Raw genomic sequence first — 19,047 nt, forward strand, 5'->3', positions numbered from 1 at the left:
GGCGCGATCAACATCGTCACCGGCCACACCGCCGAACTGACCACCGTGCTCGCCAGGCACGACGACGTCGACGGCCTCTGGGTCATCGCCGAAGCCGACATCTGCGCCAGGGCGGAGGCGGAATCCACCGGCAATCTCAAGCGCGTCTGGACCGGCCACGGCCGCAGCCTCGACTGGCCAACCGCACAAGGCAACGCCTTCCTCCGCCGTGCCGTCGAAGTGAAGAACGTCTGGGTGCCGTACGGAGACTGAGGGGGAAAATGAGGGAATAGGGAATAGGGAATAGAGAATAGAGAATAGAGAACAAGGCAGTAAGTTCTCCCTACTCCCTACTCCCTACTCCCTACTCCCTACTCCCTCAGCTTATCTTCGAAAGCAGTGCCACCAGTGTCGCCGCATCCTTGGCGGACAGTGGCGACAGCGTTTCTTCGGTGATCGTGCGCGCCACCGGCACGAGCTGGTCGATCATCTGGCGGCCTTCGCCGGTCAGGCGCACCATCAGCCGCCGCTTATCGACCTCGTGCTTGGCCAGTTGCACTAGGCCGCGCGCGGCGAGCCGGTCGATCACGCCCTTGACGGTCGCCGCATCCATGGCGATCAGCCCGCCGAGCTGGTTCTGCGAGGTCTCGCCGACGTCGCGCAGCTTGGCCAGCGCCGCGAATTGCGGCGGCGTCAGGTCGACGATATGCGAGGAAAAGATCGCCAGGTGGCGCTGGTTCGCCTTGCGAAGGATGAAGCCGATCTGCCCCTGCAGATGATAGTCGTTCTCGACCGCTTCCGGGCTCATCTCAGCCCATCCCAGGCCTTGATGTCGGAGGCCTTCAATCCACCCATGCGGTCGTGGATGCGCGGACCGCAGGTCATGACCAGTGCGAAGACGATCTCGTCTGGGCGCGGGCCGTCGGGCACGCCGACTTCCATGGCGTCGAAATGGCTGCGCACATAGGCGGCGTTGATGTGCCCGACCGGCACGTCCATGCGCGCGCCGAAACCGCCGAGCTTCTTCGCCGAAGGCACGATCGCCTTGGCCTCGCCCAGCCTTTCGCGCATGGCGTAGCCGCCGGGCACATGCCACAGCGCGCCATGTTCCAGCTCGCCGGCGCTGCCGACGATGGCACCCTTGCCATAGCCGTCGATGGCCCTGGCGTCGCCGAGCGCCGAGATCAGCCGGTCGGTCAGCATCAGCCCGAGCGGCTTGAGGTCGTCCATGGCGCTCTGCAGCTCCTCGACATGGCGACCGGCAAACGGGTTCCTCACCACCGCAAGGGCCGCAGCGCGGCGGCGCGGCTGCTGGGCGGGCGGGCCGCCATCGTGGAATATCTCTTCGACGGTGACCGTGATCTTGCGGATCGGAAACTCATGCATGGCTCAGTACCCCCCTCGTGAACCGCTCAGCCGGCATGCCGCTGACACGATGTTCGCCTGCAAGGAATAATACGGCAGTCTGGATCGACCCTTGCCGCCGCATCCGGTCGGCGACCGCAAGCCCGGCGTCGAGCGCCCGGTCGATCTCCGGCAGCGTCAGCAAACCGACACCGGTGGTCACCGGCCTGTCGCCGAGATCGCTGTCGGGAGCCAGATCGCGCGCCGGCCGCCGCGCGATCGCCGGGTGACCCGGCAGGTCGACGGCATTGGCGATCAGCGTTGCCGCCGCGTCGGCCGCTGCCGCGCTCGCCGCAAGGACAGTGACCGCGTCGGCGATGCCGAGCGAAAAGCTGCGCCCGCGCCAGCCGCTGGTGGCGATGCCGCGCACGGGATCCTGCCAACGGATCGTCAGCCGGTCGGCGAGGCCATGGCCGGTGCCGGCGATGGCCGCCGACATCTGCGCGCCCGGCGCGATATGCAGCGCGACGTCGCCGCCATTGTTGACATAGGCCCGGTCGAGCCGGCGCCCGGCGACCATCGCCGCCAGCATCTCGTCGGCGACCGAGCCGGCGACGGCGGCCATCGGCGTGATGAACCGTTGCGCCAGCGGCGCGACCGCCGCTTCCATGCGCCGTGCCGTCGGGCTGGCGAAGTGCCGGGGGCTGGTCGAAGCCGGGCGGCGCAGCTCGTCCAGCTCTGCGACCAGCGCGGGCAATATGGCCGGGAAGCGCTCGACCGCCTGGCCATAGGCGGCGCGCAGCTCGTCGCTCGCGCCGAAACCCTCGACGATCAGGTCGATCGGCCCGTGGTTGAGATGCAGCCGGCGCCCGTCCGACAGCCAGTGTGCCTGCGCGCCGGTCATGGCGAACCGCCCGGCTTAGCCCGGCGCAGTTGCGCCAACGGCGGCCAGGCATTGCCTGCCCCGGCAGGTGCCACGGCCCGCTCGTTGAAGTATTCGCCCCCGCGCGCGAGCACGTCGCCGATGCTGCGGATATCGGCCTCGTAGCCGCCGAGCGCCAGGTAGTCGTCCTTGCGCAGCGTGAATTCGACCGGCGCCACCAGCGCCGGCGTCGGCACGTAGCCGAAGGCGCCATCGGGCACGCGGGTGACGTCGACCATCAGCGTGATGCCGCCTCCCGGCCAGACATAGACCGGCGCCCCGCCGACGGTGACGTAGGTTTTCAGCCCATGGACGGAGCGGGTCAGGTTGACCGGGTTTTCGGTGACCCCGGCGCGTAGCGACCCGCCTGCGCCGCCGACGAACAGAACGGTGCACAAAGCCGGCTCACAATTGTCCTCGATCAGCCCCACGGACTTGCGCAGCCGTTCGGGAAACGGCTTTTCGACTGGCTTGAGCGCCTCGTCCAGCTCGTAATAGGCAAACTGCTCGCCCGTCGTCGACACCATCAGCAGCGACAGGCCGGGCCGTGCGCCCTTCTTGGCGTTCCAGTCGCCGAGGATGGCGAGGGGATCGGAGATCGACGTGCCGCCCCAGCCGAGACCGGGCTCCGATACCTTGAAATAGCGCCCCGGCGTCGATTTCCGCCCGAGGATCCGGATCCCCGTGTCTTCCCAGCCCAGCACCTTGCCGGCCTGGTGCTCGGACACGACGCCAGTGATGTGATCGTCGACCACCACCACCTCGTCGACCAGGCCACGCCATTGCGTGGCGAACATGCCGATGGTCGCCGAGCCGCAGCCGACCCGCATGCGGTGTTCGGCCTGGCCGTCGATGACCGGGGGCTTGCCGGCTTCGACGACCACGGTCGCGCCGCCGTCGATGGTCAGCTCGACCGGCTTCTTGTTGCAGAGGTCGAGCAGGGTGTCGCAGGTCACTCGCCCCTCGGATTTCGAGCCGCCGGTCAGGTGGTGCACGCCGCCGAGCGACAGCATCTGCGAGCCGTATTCGCCCGTCGTCACATGGCCGACCGCCTCGCCTTGCGCGCGCACGGTCGCCGTCTCGGGGCCGAGATGGCGGTCGGTGTCGATCTTCACCTTGACGCCGCAATAGGAGAAGATGCCCTCGGTGACGACGGTCACCAGGTCGACGCCCTCGACCTCCTGGCTGACGATGAATGGTGCTGGCTTGTAATCGGGATAGGTCGTGCCGGAACCGATGGCGGTGACGAAACGCCGGCCGTTATTGACCAGTTCGCCGTCCCAGGGCTCGTCGCCGAACGGCACCAGCGGGGCGCCGCGCTCGACGGCATAGTCGAGCACGCGCACGGGATCGCAGCGCACGATGCGGTTGCCGAAATTGCCGTAGCGGTCGCAGGCGCCGGTGCGGCCCTCGGCGATGTAGCACATGACCGGGCAGGCATCGCAGCGCAGCTTCTCGCCTGCCTGCCTGTCGCCGGCCTCATGCGTTTCGAAGCGCTCGGACAATTCGTTCATCGCGATCGGGCCCGATTTATTGCCTCCACGATACGCGTCGGGCTTGCCGGAAGCTTGCGGACCGAAGCGCCGGTGGCGTGGCGGATGGCGTTGAGGATCGCCGGTGCCGTCGGGATCAGCACGTGCTCGCCCAAGCCCTTGGCGCCGAACGGTCCTTCCGGGTCCGGAACTTCCACCAGAACGGTCTCGATCGGCGGCACATCGCCGATCGTCGGAATCAGGTAGTCATGCAGGTTCTCGGTGCGGCCGGGGATGTATTCCTCCATCAGCGCCATGCCGATGCCCTGGGCGATGCCACCTTCGATCTGGCCTTCGGCGAGCAGCGGGTTGATCGCTTTGCCGACATCGTGCGCGGCGGTGATTTTGATCAGCTTCACCGTTCCCAGCGCCATGTCGACCTCGAGCTCGGCGATCTGCGCGCCATAGCCATAGACCGCGTAGGGCTTGCCCTGGCCTCTGGCGTCGAGCGGCGTGGTCGGCGGGTCGTAGCTCTCCTCGGCGGCGAAGACGAGGCCGTCGCCATCGGGCGCAAGCAGCGCCAGGTCGATGCGCCGCCGTTCTCCGCCCTCATGCACCAGAAGCAGCCCGCCGGACAGCAATTGCAGCGATGCATCCGCGGAGACGTTGGCGTAGCGCAGGATGCGTTCGCGCAAGGTGCGTGCGGCCTTTTCCGCTGCCTTGCCCGAGACATAGGTCTGGCGCGACGCCGAGGTCTTGCCGGCATCGGGCGTGATTGCGGTGTCGGCGCTGCGCAGCGTGAAATCGCCAAGCGGCAGGCCGAGCGCGTCGGCGGCGATCTGGGCAACCACCGTGTTCGAGCCCTGGCCGATGTCGACCGCGCCCTGGTGCAGCGCCACCTTGCCATCGGGCGTGATGCCGAGCTTGATGGTCGAGGGGTTGGGCAGTGAGGTGTTGCCGCAGCCATACCAGCACGAGGCGATGCCGACGCCGCGCCGGACGACGCTCTGCGAAGCATTGAAGATGTCCGCGTCCGTCAGTGCGCGCGTCCAGTGTGGCGCGAGAGCAGTGAGGCAGTCGGCGATGCCGACGCCGGCTTCGAGCCGCTGGCCAGTTACCGTTTCGGAGCCGTTTCGAAGGGCATTCTGCAAGCGGATTTGCAGGCGGTCGATGCCGAGGCGATAGGCAAGCGCGTCGAACAGCGTTTCCTGCATCAGCGTCGCCTGCGGCACGCCGAAACCGCGGAACGCGCCCGACACCGGGCCGTTGGTGTGGATGGCGCGGGCGACGGCGCGGTAGTTGGGCGTGGCGTAGGGGCCCGATGCATGCACCGGCACGCGGTTGGCGACCGTGGGTCCGAAACTGGCATAGGCGCCGGTGTTGAAGTCGCCGGAAAAGAGCATGCCGCGGATCCTGCCGTCGGCATCGGCGCCGATCGTCGCCTGCATGGCGGCGGGATGGCGCTTGGTGGTCGAGGCCATCGAGTCCGTGCGCGAATAGGCAAGGGCCGCCGGCCGGCCGGTCTTCAGCGCAACGAGGCCGATCAGCGGCTGCAGCGAGACATCGATCTTCGAGCCGAAGCCGCCGCCGGTCGCCGTCGGCACGACGCGGACCCTGTCCGGCTCGAGACCGAGGACGCGCGCCGTGTCGTCGCGGTCCATGTGCGGCGCCTGCGTGCAGGCGACGATGGTGAGCACGCCGTCGTCGACGAATGCATAGCCGGCTTCCGGCTCGATATAGGCGTGTTCGACATAGCAGGTTTCGATCTCGCTCGAGACGATGACAGCGGCATTGGCAAGCGCCGTCTCAGGATCGCCGCGCTCGGCCACGCCCTGCACCAGGATATTGTCCGGCCGGTGGGCATGGACCAGCGCGGCGCCCGCCGCCTGTGCCGTGGCGGGCTCCATCGCTGCCGGCAGCTCGTGCCATTGTATCGGGAATTCGGCGAGGTCGAGTTCGCGGGCGACCCAGCCTTCGCAGGCCACCAGCGCCACCGCCTCGCCGCGGAACCGGGCCTCGCTATCGGCCAGCGCCGGCTGGTCGGCGAAGGGCGGGATGACGCCGAAGCAGTTGACGCCGGGAATGTCGGCGGCGGTGAAGACGGCCGCGACACCGGCATTGCCGGCGATATAGGCGTCGAGATCGCCGAAGCTGAACGCGGCGCGGTGGTGCGGCGAGCGGACGACCAGCACCGACAGCGCATCCGCGGGGAACGAATCGCCGCCGAATTTTTCGGCACCCGTCACCTTCGCCACGCCGTCGAGCCTGACCGGCGAGGCGCCGACCGCCTGGCCTGCGGGCGGCAGGCGCAAATCCGGATCGCCGCCCGGCAGGTGCCGATGCGCATCCAGGACCGCTGCCACGATCTTGCGATAGCCGGTGCAGCGGCAGAGCACACCGCCCAGCGCATCCTGCACCTCGGCTTCGCTGGGAGACGCGTTGCGTTCGAGCAGCGCGGTCGCCGCCACGAGGATTCCCGGCGTGCAGATGCCGCATTGTGCTGCGCCATGGGCCAGCAGCGAGGCCTGGAGGGCAGACAGCCCGCCGCCGCCGAGACCTTCGACGGTTCGCACCGCAGCACCTTCCACCGAAGCCATCGGCAACAGGCAGGCGCAGACCGGCTCGCCGTCGAGCATCACCGTGCAGGCGCCGCAATCGCCGGCATCGCAGCCGACCTTGGTGCCGGTGAGCCCGAGGTCGTCGCGCAGCACCGACGACAGCCGCCGCAGCGGCGCTGTCGACACCGACGCCGGCGCGCCGTTGACGATGAAGCCGATCGGCGCGCGCTCGGTTTTCATGCCGCCGCCCGTTTGTCGCTCGCGCCTGCCGCCTGCACCAGCGCGCGCGCCACGATTTCCCGCGCCGCCGCCCGCCGGTAGCCGGCAGTGGCGCGCACGTCGTCGATCGGCGACAATTCGACGAAGGCAGCACTGCCGACGATCCGTTCGATGAGCTCCGGAGGCTGGCCGGCCAGTTCGCGCTCCAGCCCGTGCAGCCGCTGCGCCACCGCCGAGCACGAACCCACCGCGACCGCTGCCGTGGTCATGCGTCCTTCGCCGTCGAGGACGACGCGCGCTGCCGCCATGGCGATGGAGATGACGAGGTAGCGCCGCGCCCCAAGCTTGTAAAAGGCCGAATTGCCGGCAGTCGTCGCCCTGGGGACCCGCACCGCGGTCACCATCTCGTCGTCCCGCAGGATTGTCTTGCGGTTGCCGACGACGAACTGGTGCAGCGCAACGATCCGCGTGGCGTGCCGCGATCGCAGCTCAAGCTCGGCATCAAGCACCAGCAGCGCCGGAACGCCGTCCGCCGCCGGCGAGGCGTTGCAGATGTTGCCGGCGACCGACGCCACGTTCTGGATCTGGACCGAGCCGATTTCGCGCGCCGCCTGCTTCAGGGTGTCGAAGGCCGGCGGCAGCGGCGTATGCAGCAACTCCGTCCAGCTTGTGCGGGCGCCGATGACGAGATGGCTGTCGGTCCAGGCGATGCCGCGCAGCGCGGCGATGCCGTTGATGTCGATGACATCCTGTTGCAGCGGGCGGCTGCCGAGGGCGGGGTAGAAGTCGGTCGCTCCGGCCAGGATGCGCCACGACCCTTCGCTGAGCAGCGCGAGCGCTTCATCGAGCGTCTTGGGTTTCGCGTAACGGGTCACGCAATGCCTCCCGGCATGCCGCCGGACAAAACTCATTCGCATGCAAATGATAGCTCGCTGCGACCTTTTGTCAAAGCCGTTACGTCGCGTGAGGGCCGGCCCCTTGGACCGCCGCGGCCAGTTTGGCGGTTGACGCGGGCGGCCATCTGGTCGAGTTTCAGCGGCCGCCGGGACGGCGGCTCCACTCGACGCAGGTTTGATGGAGGCTCCATGGCTGGTGATGCGCTCATCGTCATCGACATACAGAACGATTTTTGCCCCGGCGGCGCGCTAGCCGTCGCTGGCGGCGACGAGATCATGCCGCTGGTCAACGATCTCATCCGCAACACCGAGCATGTGCTGTTGACCCAGGACTGGCACCCGGCCGGCCATTCCAGCTTTGCCTCCAGCCATCAAGGCAAGCAGCCCTTCGAGACCATCGACATGCCCTATGGTGCGCAGACGCTGTGGCCCGACCATTGCATCCAGGGCAGCAAGGGCGCCGATTTCCATTCCGGCCTCGCCTGGGCAAAGTCCGAGCTGGTCATCCGCAAGGGCTTTCGTGGCGGCATCGACAGCTATTCGGCCTTCTTCGAGAACGATCACCTGACGCCGACCGGCCTTGCCGGCTATCTCGACGAACGCGGCATCGATTCGATCACCCTGGTCGGCCTCGCGACCGATTTTTGCGTCGCCTATTCGGCACTCGATGCGGTCAGGCAGGGTTTCTCCACCACGGTGCGGCTCGATGCCTGCCGGGCCATCGATCTCGGCGGCTCGCTCGACATCATGATCGGCAAGATGCGCGACGCCGGCGTCAGGCTCGTTTGAGCATCCGTTCTGGGGTAAGGGTGAACCGGCGTTTCGCGCCGGCTTGAGGGGACGACATGAAATTCGTGCATATTGCGGCAGCTCCCTTGGCGCTGTCCGGGCTGCTCCTGACCGCTGGTTCGGCCTTGGCAGCGGAAGGGCTGCCCGGTGCGGCCATGTCGTTGTGGTGGACACTGCCTTTTGCCGGCCTGCTGCTCAGCATTGCCACCGGGCCGCTGCTCTATCATCACGTCTGGGAGCATCACTACGGCAAGATCACCGCCGGCTGGGCGGCACTGGCCGTCCTGCCGATGGTGTGGTTCCACGGTCTCGGCGTATCGTCGGAAGCGGTGCTGCATGCGCTGCTGCTCGAATACATGTCCTTCATCATCCTGCTGTTCGGGCTGTTCACCATCGCCGGCGGCATCCTGGTTGCCGGCAATATCCACGGCACGCCGATGGTCAATGGCGCGCTGCTGCTGATCGGTGCAGCGCTCGCCTCGGTGGTCGGCACCACCGGTGCGTCGATGATCCTGATCCGCCCGATCATCCGCGCCAATGACAACCGGCCGTTCAACGCCCATGTCATCGTCTTCTTCATCTTCCTGGTGTCGAACATCGGCGGATCGCTGACGCCGCTCGGTGACCCGCCGCTGTTCGTCGGCTTCCTCCGCGGCGTCGATTTCTTCTGGACGACGGCCAATCTGTGGCGCGAGACGCTGCTGGTCGGCGGCATCGTGCTCGGCGTCTTCCTCGCCCTCGACTGGTTCCTGCACAGCCGCGAGAAGGGCCAGCCCAAGATCAAGGACCCGACGCCGGACTCCAGGGTCCGCATCCGCGGCCGCGCCAACATCGTCCTGCTCGCCGGCGTCGTCGGCGCCATCCTGCTGTCGGCGTCGTGGAAGCCGGGCACGGCCTTCACCATCCAGGGCGTGCACGTCGAGCTGCAAAATCTCGTCCGCGACGCCATCATCGTGGTGCTTGCGCTGGTTTCGCTGCGCATCACCCGCAAGGAGTATCGCGCCGCCAACGGCTTCAACTGGGGCCCGATCCTCGAGGTGGCCAAGCTGTTTGCCGGCATCTTCATCTGCATCGTGCCGGTCATCGCCATCCTGCGGGCGGGCCTGGACGGGGCCTTCGCTCCATTGGTGGCGATGGTCACCGAGCCGACCGGCGCACCGAACGACCTCGCCTATTTCTGGCTGACCGGCGCATTGTCGTCGTTTCTCGACAATGCGCCAACCTACCTCGTGTTCTTCGAACTCGCCGGCGGCGATCCCAAGGTGCTGATGACCACGTTTGCCAGCACCCTGGCGGCGATCTCGGCGGGTGCGGTGTTCATGGGCGCCAACACCTACATCGGCAACGCGCCCAATTTCATGGTCTATGCCATCGCCCGCGAGAGCGGGATCAGGATGCCGGGCTTTTTCGGCTACATGCTCTGGTCGGGGCTTGTGCTGATCCCGACCTTCCTGATCGCGGGCTTCGTGTTCTTCGGCTGAGGGCGAGATTGCCCCTCACCCTTACCCTCTCCCCGTGAAGGACGGGGCGAGGGGGCATCACCGTTGCGGCCGGCATCCTTCTCCCCGTCATGACGGGGAGAAGGTCCGGCAGGGGATGAGGGGCAATCCGATTACCCTACGCCGACATAGCGGCGCACCAGCGCCGGGTCGTCGCGTAACTGCGCGACGTCCACTGTCTCGCGGTTGCGGCCGTTCTCGATGAAGGCGACACGGTCGGCAACCGACAGCACCGCGTCCACCCGCTGCTCGACCAGGATGGTCGAGACCCCGCGATCGCGCAGCCCGGCCACGGTCTCGCGTATCCTGGCGATCATCGACGGCATCAGCCCTTCGGTCGGCTCGTCGAGCAGCAGCACATCGGGTTCGAGACACAAAGCACGCGCCATCGCCAGCATCTGCTGTTCGCCGCCCGACAGCGTGCCGGAGCGCTGCCTGAGCCGGTCGCGCAGCAGCGGAAACAGGTCGAGGACGCTTTCCCGCACGGACTTGCCCTTGTTGCGCGTCATCAGGCCGATTTCGATGTTCTCGGCCACCGTCAGTTCGGCAAACAGGCGGCGGCCCTGCGGCACGTAGGCGACGCCCGCCTTAGGCACCTCATGCGTCGCAAGTTCGGTCAGTTCGCGCGCGGCCAGTTTGATCGAGCCGGCGCGCGCCGGCACCAGCCCCATGATCGTCTTCAGCGTCGTCGTCTTGCCGGCGCCGTTGCGGCCGAGCAGGCACAACACCTCGCCCTTACGCAACTCGAGCTCGAGGCCGTGCAGCACCTGCACCTCGCCGTAGAAGCAGTCGAGGCCGCCGATCGTCAGCGCCGCGGTCATGCGCCTGCCTCCCGCACGGTGCCGAGATAGGCCTGCTGAACGGCGCTGTTGGCGCGGATTTCCGCCGGGCTGCCCTCGGCCAGGATCCTGCCGGCGTTGAACACGGTGATGCGCCGGGCCAGTTCCATCACCACCTGCATGTTGTGCTCGATCAGGAGCACGGTGGCATCCCTGGCGATCTCGCGCACCAGGGCGATGAAGCTTTCGATCTCGCCGTCCGACAGGCCCTGCGTCGGCTCGTCGAGGATGAGCAGCCGCGGCTTGAGCGCCAGGCCCATCGCCACCTCGAGCAGGCGCTGGTGGCCGTAGGCCAGCGCACCTGCCGGCTCGTGCGCGCGGTTTGCGAGCCCCACGCGCTCCAGCGCCTCCATCGCGCCCTGCCGCACGGCGCCGCGCGACCTGCCGTCGGTCAGCGTCCGCTGCACCGGCAGGGCCACGTTCTCGTAGGCGCTGAGATTGGCAAAGACGCTGGTGATCTGGAACGTGTAGGCGATGCCGCGCCGGACCCTCATATGCGCCGGCATGTCGGTGATGTCCTCTCCGTCGAAGACGATGCTGCCGGAGGTCGGCGCGTAGCGGCCACAGACGAGGCTGACGAAGGTCGTCTTGCCGGCGCCGTTGGGGCCGATCACCGCCCGAATCTCGCCCGGCTCGAGCGAGAAATCGACGTCGTCGACGGCGCGGAGGCCGCCGAAATGGCGCGACAGCCCTGTCGTGGTCAGCAGCGCCGTCATGGCAGCCACCCGAGCCAGCGCTCGCGCAAGGTGCCGAGAATGCCCTTGCGGAACCATAACACCAGCAGGATCAGCATCGCGCCGACAACCAGCATGTAGGCCGAGGTGAAGCCGCTGGCGATGTCGATGACGTAGTACATGAACAGCGTGCCGATCAGCGGCCCGAGCGTCGTCGCAGCGCCCCCGAGCAGCACCCAGAGCAGCGGCAGGATCGAATATTGCACCGAGGCGAAGGTCGAGCCGACATAGCCGAACAAAAGCGCGTAGGCGGCACCCGCTGCGGCGCAGATGATGCCCGAAATCACCACCGCCGCCAGCTTGTTGGCGAAGGTGTCGTAGCCGAGCATCCTCGTTCGCTCCTCGTTCTCGCGGATGGCAACGAGCACACGGCCGTGGCGCGAGCGCACGATGGCGAGCGTGGCGAACAGGGCTGCCGCAAACAGCGCCACCGCCGTGAGATAGCGCGTTGCCGGATTGGTCAGGTCAAGCGTCCCGCTGCCGAGCGTGATCCGCCGCGCCTGCTGCTGCAGCACCAGCCCTTCGTCGCCGCGCGTCCATTCGCCGAAATAGAGCGTGGTGAGATAGAACACCTGGGCGAACATCATCGTCACGATCATGAAGGCGACGCCCGACGTACGAAGCGCCAGCAGCCCGACGGCCAGTGCGACGACGAAACCTGTCCCAATGCCGCCGGCAAAGGCAGGCACGACCCCCCAACCGAGGTGATAGAGCGGCAGGCCGGCGCCATAGAGCCCGGCGGCAAAGAACATCGCGTGGCCGAGGCTGAGCAGGCCGACATAACCGAACAAGAGGTTGTAGCCCATGGCGAAGACGGCGAGCACCAGCACCCGCGCCAGGACGCCATGATGATATTCGGGCAGCACGAAGTTCAGCGCGACGAGCAGGGCAATGACCGCCACATGCAACGCGCAGACCCTTGCCGTTTCTCCCTCTCCGGTCATTTCGTTGCCGTTCCGAACAGGCCCTGTGGGCGGAACACCAGCACCATGGCGACGACGAGCGTGGCAATGATCTTGGCCAGCGTCGGCGAGAAGAACATCGAGATGATGCCGTCGGACACGCCGATCAGAAGCGCCGCGATGACCGTGCCGCGCAGCGAGCTGAGCCCGCCGATGATGACGACGATGAACGAGAGCAGCAGCGGGTCGAGCCCCATCAGGTAATGCGCCTGCTGGATCGGCACGATCAGCACGGCGGCGATCGCCGCCAGCATGGCGCCGAGCGCGAACACCGCGCCATAGACGCGCCCGACCGGGATGCCGAAGGCCTGCGCCGTTTCGCGGTCATACTGCGTCGCCCGCATCACCAGCCCGATGCGGGTGCGGGTCAGCACCAGCCAGGTGGCAAGCAGCAGCAGCGCCGAGGCCGCGATGATCGACAGCTTGTAGCCGGAATAGCCGAACCAGGGCAGCTGGATGCGGACGTTGAAGGGCGGCGCCACCGGCCGCGCCTCGGGGCCATAGAAGGTCAGCGCCAGCTGCTGGATAATGTAGAGCAGGCCGATGGTGGCAACGATCGTCGCCTCCGGGTTGTATTCGACCCGCCGCAGCACGAGCCGCTCCGACACCCAGGCTATGGCGCCGACGATCAGCGGCGACAGCACCAGGGCGGCGGCGAAGCCGAGCGCCGGGTGGCCGCTCACGGCAGTGGTGATCGCCCAGGCAAGCACCGCGCCGAGCATGAAGAACTCGCCATGGGCGACGTTGACGATGCGCATCACCCCGAACACCAGCGACAGGCCGAGCGCCGTCAGCGCCAGCACCGCCGAGGTGACCAGCCCTTCGAGCGTGGCAAGCAGGAGATGCGGGAAGAAGGCCATTCAGGTGTCGATTATCCGGCAAGGACAGCGCTGCCCCTCACCCTTACCCTCTCCCCGTAAACGGGGCGAGGGGGGCGTCGGCGTTGCGGCCGTCTTCCTTCTCCCCGTTCCACGGGGAGAAGGTCCCGGCAGGGGGATGAGGGGCAGCACCGGCATTGGGCCTTCAGCTCACAGCGGCTGCGTCGTGTAGTCGCCTTCCGGCTCGTACATGCCGTCCTCGATCGAGGTCCGGTGGACGACGTTGAGCTTGCCGCCCTCGACCTTGGAGATGTTCTGGTGGCCGAAGACCTGGTGGATCTTGCCGTTGAACGTCTTGTCGCCCTGGGGATGCTCGGGGCCGTCCTTGAACTCGGTCAGCGCCTCGGTCGCCTCGACCAGCTTGGCGCGGTCCTCCGGTCCCTTGTAGCCGGAATCCTCCATCGCCTTCTTGATGACGTAGAGCGTCTCCCAGCAGCCGAACATGTGGGCGGCGGTCGAGACGTCCTTGGCGTCCGTCGTCGAAGCGCCGTTGTCGTCGATGCCGACGGCTGCGCGGTAGGCCTTCATCGCTTCGCTGTCATTGGCCTGGGCGTAGCGCGGCGAGCCTTCCCAGAAATGGCTGCCATCGAGGAATTCGAGGCCCGGGCTGTTGATGTCGACGGCTTCGAGCGAATCGATGAAGCCGAACAGCTGCGGCTTGTTCGAGCCGTAGAACTCGCCGAGTTCCTTGACGAAGGTCAAAACGCCGGGGCCGACCATGACGTGGTACAGGACCTCGGTGTCGGCGGGGATCTGCGGCAGGTACTTGGTGAACGAGCTTTCGGTCGGCGGGATCGGGATCTGCGCCACCACCTCGCCGCCCTGTGCCTTGATGGCGGGCGCGAAATAGTCGCGGTGGTCGTAGCCGAAGGCATAATCCGGATAGATCATCGTCACCTTCTTGCCCAGGTTGGCCGCGACCCAGGGCGCGACCGAGGTGACCTGCGAGCGCACGTCGGTGATGCCGGGCTGGAAGACCCAGCGGTTCAGCTTGCCCGAGGCGACGTGATAGCCCTCGCTGACCACGTAATAGGGGATCTTGAGCTCGCCGGCGGTCGGCGCCGAGCCGACGACGACATGGGAAAACAGCGTGCCGAAGACTATGTCGGTCTTGTGCTGGGACGCGAACTTGCCGACCACTTCGGCGCCGCGCTTGGGATCGGTGCCGTCGTCCTCGACGATGATCTCGACCGGGCGGCCATTGATGCCGCCGGCGTCGTTGATCAGCTTGACGGCGGCATTGGTGGTCTTTTCGTACCAGCGGCCGTAGGCGGCGCCGATGCCGGTGCGGTGGGCCTGGAAGCCGATCTTGATCGGCGCCGACGACTGCGCCTGCGAATAGCGCACGAAACCGGGTGCCGCCATCAGGCCGGCACCCGCGGCGAGGCCCTTGAGTGCGGTGCGGCGCGTCAGGCCCGATTTGCCGAGGTCGAAGAAGCGTTTGCTGTCAGTCATGCCCTATCCCCTTGCCGTGCGTTTTGACCAACGTTCGCGTGGATGTGAAATCGTTTCCCCCGGACCCTGTGCCGGGACGAAAAATTGCATGTATACAAACTAGATCACCAATCCCGGGAGGTGGCAATAGTTGCTTCCCCAAGGTCAAAACCAGCTGCATTTGCACTATCCGGCGGTGGCTGTCGAGAGCAGCCAGAGGCCGAAAACGGTGTAGCCGATCATCAGCAGGGTCAGCGGCAGCTGGCTGAGCGAGGCACGGGCGGCGGAGGGGTGCAGCCGCCAGGCGAGCAGGTGGGCGACGAGCACCGCCAGCACGTGTCCGCCGACGATGGCCGCCGCCTGCAGGTTCCACAGCATCCAGGCGGAATGCGCGCCCATGGCGATGCCGGCCTCTACCGGCATGTGCGCGGTGCCGAGCAGGTTCCAGCCGCGCGCGAACGGGTCCGACAGCGCCACCAGCGCGTATTGCCCATTGACCAAGAGCGCCGTCAGGTAATGCGAGAAATGGTAGGCCAGCGCGATCGGCACGATCGACCAGACGAACAGGCCGGCGGATTGCCGAAGCGGCTGTTTGCTGCGCACCAGCCTTTCGCCGACCAGGACGGCAAGCAGGCCGACAGCGGCGAGCAGGAAGAGCATGGCCGCGAGGCCCAGGCTGTTGGTGGCGACGAGTGCTGTGCGGCCGGGCAGTTCGAGCGGGTTGATGCCGTTGAGGCCGAGCCAGAAGAAGGTCTTGGAAAAGCCGTCGAAGGAGACCGAAGCCAATGTCGCCAGCAGAAACAGCGCGCCCGACGGGGGCAGCGCCTCGGCCTCGTTGAGCTTGGCGCCGGGCCAGCACAAGGCGAGGCGCAGCCGAGGCCCGTCCTGCTTGCCCTCGAAGATGCCGAAGCGCGAGATCATGGCGAAGAAGGCCGACAGGAACTCGCCCTGCCGGTACCAGCGCTCGAAGCCGAAGGTCAGCATGGCGGCGAATGAGAACAGCCAGTAGGTGCCGGCTGCGATGGCGAGCCGTGCCGGGTCGTCGGGCGCCGGGTCGATCAGCTCGAACCAGGCAAAGGCAAGAAACAGGGCAAAGGCTGGGAAGTAGCCGACCCATTCGGGCAGGCGCAGTGGGCTGTCTTCCTTCGCACCGAGCGCCTTCCAGGCCAGCCGATACGGCCCGTACCAGGGGTTGAGCCAGGCCCACAGATTGCCGAGCAGGCCCTGGGCCAGGGTCAGCCCGACCCAGAGCAGCGTCCAGACGGTCAGCGGCAGCGGGTTGGACAGCGGGTCGCGGCTGCCGGTGATCCCGGCGGCGACGAGCGTTGCGAAGAAGGCGAAGGACACGAGGCTGACCGGCAGCCGCAGGTCGGGGATCGAACCGAGCGGCAGACGCTTTCGCCAGAAGCTCGTCAGCCGTTCCGGTGGCAGCAGAGCCAGCACCAGGAAAGAGGCCGCCACCGCCAATGCTGCGCCGGCTATGTAGTGCCCGGTCGGCAGCAGCAGTACGTGGCCCCGGTCGGAGGCATGGGCGAGGGCAGGGGAGGTGTGCGATGCGAGCGCAGCGCAGGCAGCAAGCGCTGCGGCCGTGCGTTGGATGGTTCTCGTTGTCGTGGTTCCCCGCATCACGCTCCCGATGTGCCATATGGCGGGAGGCGCGGGAAGAGTGCCCGAGACTGTCAATGGGCCGGTGACAGCGACGCTGCCGGTGTTGCGTAGCTCTACAAAGCAAACGTTCAGCGTCGTGATCCTTCGCACCCCCCTCTGGCCTGCCGGCCATCTCCCCCGCAAGGGGGGAGATTAGTCTCGTCGCCGGCGGCGCCCATTCTACGAGTTCACAAGGATCAATGCTGCAAAGTGGTGATTGGCCGGCAGCGCAGAGGGGCGTGCGAAGGATCGCGGCTGAGGCGACCTGCGGCAGCTTGCACGGGGTGGTTGTCGTTCAGAAAAGCGCGAACCCATGGATGCGCCTCCCGAACTTGCTGGGCACAGGGCTACCACCCTAAACCTTCACCAACTGCTCCACCCGGTCCTTCTCACCAAAGATGCGCAAGTAACGCGCGATTTCCTTTTTGTCGCCGGTGGCCTTGGCCGGGTTGTCCGACAGCTTGACCGCCGGGCGGCCATTGGTTTCGGTGACCTTGCAGACCAGCGAAATGGCGTTGAGCCTGTCGGTTTCCTTCGGCGCGCAGCCTTCGAAGTCGTTGGTCAGGTTGGTGCCCCAGCCGAACGACATGCGCACCTTGCCCTCGAAATGGCGGTAGGTCTCGATGATGGTGTCGACATCGAGGCCGTCGGAGAAAATCAAGAGCTTCGAGCGCGGGTCCTGGCCCTTCTTGCGCCACCAGTCGATGATGCGCTCGCCGCCTTCGATGGGCGGGGCGCTGTCGGGGCGGAAGCCGGTCCAGTCGGCGACCCAGTCGGGCGCGTCGCGCAGGAAAGCAGCGGTGCCGAAGGCGTCGGGAAGTACGATCAGGAGGTTGCCGCCATAATAGCGCTGCCAGTCGCGCAGCACCGTGTAGGGCGACTGCTTGAGCTCGTCCTCGCTGTTGGCGAGCGCGGCATAGACCATCGGCAGCTCGTGCGCGTTGGTGCCGAGCGCCTCTAGGTCGGTGTCCATAGCAAGCAGCACGTTGGAGGTGCCGGTGAAGGCGTCGCCGATGCCCTCCTTGAGCGCCTCGACGCACCAGCGCTGCCACAGGAAGGAGTGGCGGCGGCGGGTGCCGAAGTCGGAGATCTTGATCTCGGGCAGCATCTTCAGCCGCTCGGTCTTGTCCCACATCTTGGCCTTGGCGCGGGCATAGAGCACATCGAGCGCGAACGGCCCGAACGCCTTCATCGCCGAGCGCGAGCGCAGCTCGTTGATGATGGCGAGCGCCGGAATCTCCCACATCGAGGTGAGCACCCAGGGGCCGGCGAAGGTCAGCTCATATTGGCCGTCGCGCTTTTCCAGATGGTAGGGCGGCAGCTGGAAGTTCTCGAGCCAGGCCAAGAACTCCGGCTCGAAGATCTGCTTGCGGCCGTAGAAATTATTGCCGCCGAGCCAGATCATTTCCTTCTTGGAAAAGCGCAGGGTGCGCGCATGGTCGAGCTGCTCGCGCAACTCGCCCTCGTCGATTTCCTCGGCGAGCTTGACCGACGTGGCGCGGTTGATCAGCGAAAAGGTGGCGTCGACCTTGGGGTGCATGCCCCAGATCATCTGCAGCATCAGCAGCTTGTAGAAGTCCGTGTCGAGCAGCGAGCGGACGATCGGATCGAGCTTCCAGGTGTGGTTGTACACCCGCCGTGCAATATCGGTCCTGGCCATGCCGCTTCATTCCTCCTTGGCGATCCCCCGCCGCAGGGGTCTGGACCGCATCCTCGCTGATAGCATTGGGATATAGCGCCGGAGCGATCAAGCTGCCGACGAGAAAAAAGCAACCGTGGCCCTATCGTTGCATCGGCAGCACAAGAAAGACGAGGCGGCCCCAATGCTTAGCCTGTCGCCGTTGCTTTCTGTCCGCGCCGCTTGCGGATGCTGATCTGGCCGGTGACGGCCTGTTCGGTGCGCGCCGGCAATTCCTCGCGCTGGGCGAACAGCCAGTCGATGAAGACCTGGGCGATGGGTGCCGATTTCACCTCGTTGCGGCAGACGACGTAGAAGGCGTCGACCGCCGGCACCGACAGGTTGAACGGCGTCACCAGCTGTCCCCTGGCCAGCATGCTCGATGCGGTGACGCTGTCGCCCAGTGCCAGGCCGTGGCCGTGGACAGCGGCTTCGGTGGTCAGGCTGGCGCCCGACATGTGATGCTGCTGCACCGGCCGGAGGTCGAGCGCGTCGGCGGCCGCAAGCCAGGTGTGCCATTCGCGGCCGTCGTCGGCATGCAGGAGCACGTGGTCGGCAAGGTCGCGGACGCTGCGGATCGGCCGGTTGTTGATCAGCGTCGGGCTGACGACCGGGAACAGCTCCAGCGTCGACCATTTCTTCAGCCAGCAATCGGTCCAGCTGCCGTCGCCATAGAGGACGCAGACGTCGACGTCGGGCGCATGGATGTCACGTGGATCGTTGGAGGCGTTCAGGCGCAGGCTGATGCCGGGATATTGCGAGGTGAAGCCGCCGACCCGGGGCACCAGCCAGAGCGACAGCAGCGCCGGCACGCAGCTGACCGTCAGCTTGCCCGAACTCGTCGGCCGCGTCATGCGCGCAGTGGCCGAGGCGATGCTTTCGAAGGCGCCGGTCACCGCAGGCAGCAGCTCGGCGCCTTGCGGGGTCAGCTTGAGCCGCGATCCGGCGCGCTCCAGCAACTTGACCTTGAGCGTCGCCTCCAGCGCCCGGATCTGGTGGCTGATGGCGCCATGGGTGACGTTGAGTTCGCCCGCCGCCTTGGTCAGCGAGCCATGACGCGCAGTCGCCTCGAAGGCGCGCAGCGGGTTGAGCGGGGGCAGGCGCCGGGACATGAAATCTCCGCCTGGGAGGGACGGTCCATTGTGAGAAATTCTCACACGATAGACCTTAACATTATCAATTGCTATTTCAACGGCG

At 66.8% G+C, this 19,047-nt stretch carries 16 protein-coding genes and 1 pseudogene; 3 read left to right on the forward strand and 14 right to left on the reverse strand.

The genetic code is table 11. The features are described from left to right. Positions 1-252 (forward strand): annotated as a pseudogene (locus tag ASC75_RS22915) (aldehyde dehydrogenase); the annotation flags it as partial. 106 nt (positions 253-358) lie between these two features. Here the strand turns inward: ASC75_RS22915 and ASC75_RS22920 are convergent. From ASC75_RS22920 to ASC75_RS22945, 6 genes are read right to left on the reverse strand one after another with little or no spacing between them, the layout of a single operon-like run. Continuing rightward, positions 359-787, reverse strand: a complete 429-nt coding sequence (locus ASC75_RS22920; protein ID WP_055981062.1) for a MarR family transcriptional regulator — start codon at positions 785-787, stop codon at positions 359-361. Then, positions 784-1,365 carry an amino acid synthesis family protein gene (locus tag ASC75_RS22925; RefSeq protein ID WP_055981064.1) on the reverse strand — a complete coding sequence of 194 codons (582 nt, stop codon included), beginning with the start codon at positions 1,363-1,365 and terminating at the stop codon, positions 784-786. The genes ASC75_RS22920 and ASC75_RS22925 overlap by 4 nt, the downstream gene beginning before the upstream one ends. Next, positions 1,358-2,227: a thiamine biosynthesis protein ApbE gene (locus ASC75_RS22930; RefSeq protein WP_055981067.1), complete on the reverse strand. Its 870-nt coding sequence runs from the start codon at positions 2,225-2,227 to the stop codon at positions 1,358-1,360. The genes ASC75_RS22925 and ASC75_RS22930 overlap by 8 nt, the downstream gene beginning before the upstream one ends. Further along, positions 2,224-3,759 carry a hypothetical protein gene (locus ASC75_RS22935; RefSeq protein ID WP_055981070.1) on the reverse strand — a complete coding sequence of 512 codons (1,536 nt, stop codon included), beginning with the start codon at positions 3,757-3,759 and terminating at the stop codon, positions 2,224-2,226. The genes ASC75_RS22930 and ASC75_RS22935 overlap by 4 nt, the downstream gene beginning before the upstream one ends. Continuing rightward, positions 3,756-6,515 carry a molybdopterin cofactor-binding domain-containing protein gene (locus ASC75_RS22940; protein WP_055981073.1) on the reverse strand — a complete coding sequence of 920 codons (2,760 nt, stop codon included), beginning with the start codon at positions 6,513-6,515 and terminating at the stop codon, positions 3,756-3,758. Before ASC75_RS22940 ends, ASC75_RS22935 begins: the two co-directional genes overlap by 4 nt. Next, complete coding sequence (locus ASC75_RS22945; RefSeq protein WP_055981076.1) at positions 6,512-7,369, reverse strand: xanthine dehydrogenase family protein subunit M; 858 nt, start codon at positions 7,367-7,369, stop codon at positions 6,512-6,514. The genes ASC75_RS22940 and ASC75_RS22945 overlap by 4 nt, the downstream gene beginning before the upstream one ends. A 210-nt stretch (positions 7,370-7,579) precedes the next feature. Between ASC75_RS22945 and pncA the strand changes: the two genes are divergently transcribed. Further along, positions 7,580-8,179 carry a bifunctional nicotinamidase/pyrazinamidase gene (gene pncA / locus ASC75_RS22950; protein WP_055981079.1) on the forward strand — a complete coding sequence of 200 codons (600 nt, stop codon included), beginning with the start codon at positions 7,580-7,582 and terminating at the stop codon, positions 8,177-8,179. Positions 8,180-8,235: 56 nt separating this feature from the next. Beyond that, positions 8,236-9,660: a sodium:proton antiporter gene (locus ASC75_RS22955; protein ID WP_082496724.1), complete on the forward strand. Its 1,425-nt coding sequence runs from the start codon at positions 8,236-8,238 to the stop codon at positions 9,658-9,660. 131 nt (positions 9,661-9,791) lie between these two features. On the opposite strand, the gene ASC75_RS22960 is transcribed toward ASC75_RS22955, so the two are convergent. From ASC75_RS22960 to gcvA, 8 genes are all read right to left on the reverse strand, one after another. Next, entirely contained in the window at positions 9,792-10,499 is a 708-nt protein-coding gene (locus ASC75_RS22960) for an ABC transporter ATP-binding protein (RefSeq protein WP_055981085.1), read from the reverse strand. Continuing rightward, positions 10,496-11,233, reverse strand: a complete 738-nt coding sequence (locus tag ASC75_RS22965) for an ABC transporter ATP-binding protein (RefSeq protein ID WP_055981662.1) — start codon at positions 11,231-11,233, stop codon at positions 10,496-10,498. Before ASC75_RS22965 ends, ASC75_RS22960 begins: the two co-directional genes overlap by 4 nt. Beyond that, entirely contained in the window at positions 11,230-12,195 is a 966-nt protein-coding gene (locus ASC75_RS22970; RefSeq protein ID WP_055981088.1) for a branched-chain amino acid ABC transporter permease, read from the reverse strand. The genes ASC75_RS22965 and ASC75_RS22970 overlap by 4 nt, the downstream gene beginning before the upstream one ends. Further along, the gene (locus ASC75_RS22975; RefSeq protein WP_055981091.1) at positions 12,192-13,073 is read right to left on the reverse strand and encodes a branched-chain amino acid ABC transporter permease; all 882 of its coding nucleotides are present in this window, start codon (positions 13,071-13,073) and stop codon (positions 12,192-12,194) included. The genes ASC75_RS22970 and ASC75_RS22975 overlap by 4 nt, the downstream gene beginning before the upstream one ends. A 168-nt stretch (positions 13,074-13,241) precedes the next feature. After that, positions 13,242-14,546, reverse strand: a complete 1,305-nt coding sequence (locus ASC75_RS22980) for an ABC transporter substrate-binding protein (protein WP_055981094.1) — start codon at positions 14,544-14,546, stop codon at positions 13,242-13,244. A 165-nt stretch (positions 14,547-14,711) separates the two neighbouring features. Beyond that, positions 14,712-16,151, reverse strand: a complete 1,440-nt coding sequence (locus ASC75_RS22985; protein ID WP_055981097.1) for a hypothetical protein — start codon at positions 16,149-16,151, stop codon at positions 14,712-14,714. Positions 16,152-16,527: 376 nt separating this feature from the next. Then, positions 16,528-17,832, reverse strand: coding sequence for a nicotinate phosphoribosyltransferase (gene pncB, locus ASC75_RS22990; RefSeq protein ID WP_055981101.1), 1,305 nt, complete (start codon positions 17,830-17,832; stop codon positions 16,528-16,530). A gap of 167 nt (positions 17,833-17,999) precedes the next feature. Further along, positions 18,000-18,962: a transcriptional regulator GcvA gene (gene gcvA / locus ASC75_RS22995; protein WP_055981104.1), complete on the reverse strand. Its 963-nt coding sequence runs from the start codon at positions 18,960-18,962 to the stop codon at positions 18,000-18,002. Positions 18,963-19,047: the final 85 nt, after the last annotated feature.

The sequence above is a fragment of the Aminobacter sp. DSM 101952 genome (genome assembly GCF_001424795.1).
Lineage (GTDB): Bacteria > Pseudomonadota > Alphaproteobacteria > Rhizobiales > Rhizobiaceae > Aminobacter > Aminobacter aganoensis.

Coding starts and splice junctions, on each gene's coding strand:
- ASC75_RS22975 (WP_055981091.1), bottom strand. CDS start 13,073: ATGGCCTTCTTCCCGCATCTCCTGCTTGCCACGCTCGAAGGGCTGGTC.
- ASC75_RS22960 (WP_055981085.1), bottom strand. CDS start 10,499: ATGACCGCGGCGCTGACGATCGGCGGCCTCGACTGCTTCTACGGCGAG.
- pncB (WP_055981101.1), bottom strand. CDS start 17,832: ATGGCCAGGACCGATATTGCACGGCGGGTGTACAACCACACCTGGAAG.
- ASC75_RS22980 (WP_055981094.1), bottom strand. CDS start 14,546: ATGACTGACAGCAAACGCTTCTTCGACCTCGGCAAATCGGGCCTGACG.
- ASC75_RS22925 (WP_055981064.1), bottom strand. CDS start 1,365: ATGCATGAGTTTCCGATCCGCAAGATCACGGTCACCGTCGAAGAGATA.
- gcvA (WP_055981104.1), bottom strand. CDS start 18,962: ATGTCCCGGCGCCTGCCCCCGCTCAACCCGCTGCGCGCCTTCGAGGCG.
- pncA (WP_055981079.1), top strand. CDS start 7,580: ATGGCTGGTGATGCGCTCATCGTCATCGACATACAGAACGATTTTTGC.
- ASC75_RS22930 (WP_055981067.1), bottom strand. CDS start 2,227: ATGACCGGCGCGCAGGCACACTGGCTGTCGGACGGGCGCCGGCTGCAT.
- ASC75_RS22935 (WP_055981070.1), bottom strand. CDS start 3,759: ATGAACGAATTGTCCGAGCGCTTCGAAACGCATGAGGCCGGCGACAGG.
- ASC75_RS22965 (WP_055981662.1), bottom strand. CDS start 11,233: ATGACGGCGCTGCTGACCACGACAGGGCTGTCGCGCCATTTCGGCGGC.
- ASC75_RS22970 (WP_055981088.1), bottom strand. CDS start 12,195: ATGACCGGAGAGGGAGAAACGGCAAGGGTCTGCGCGTTGCATGTGGCG.
- ASC75_RS22920 (WP_055981062.1), bottom strand. CDS start 787: ATGAGCCCGGAAGCGGTCGAGAACGACTATCATCTGCAGGGGCAGATC.
- ASC75_RS22955 (WP_082496724.1), top strand. CDS start 8,236: ATGAAATTCGTGCATATTGCGGCAGCTCCCTTGGCGCTGTCCGGGCTG.
- ASC75_RS22940 (WP_055981073.1), bottom strand. CDS start 6,515: ATGAAAACCGAGCGCGCGCCGATCGGCTTCATCGTCAACGGCGCGCCG.
- ASC75_RS22985 (WP_055981097.1), bottom strand. CDS start 16,151: ATGCGGGGAACCACGACAACGAGAACCATCCAACGCACGGCCGCAGCG.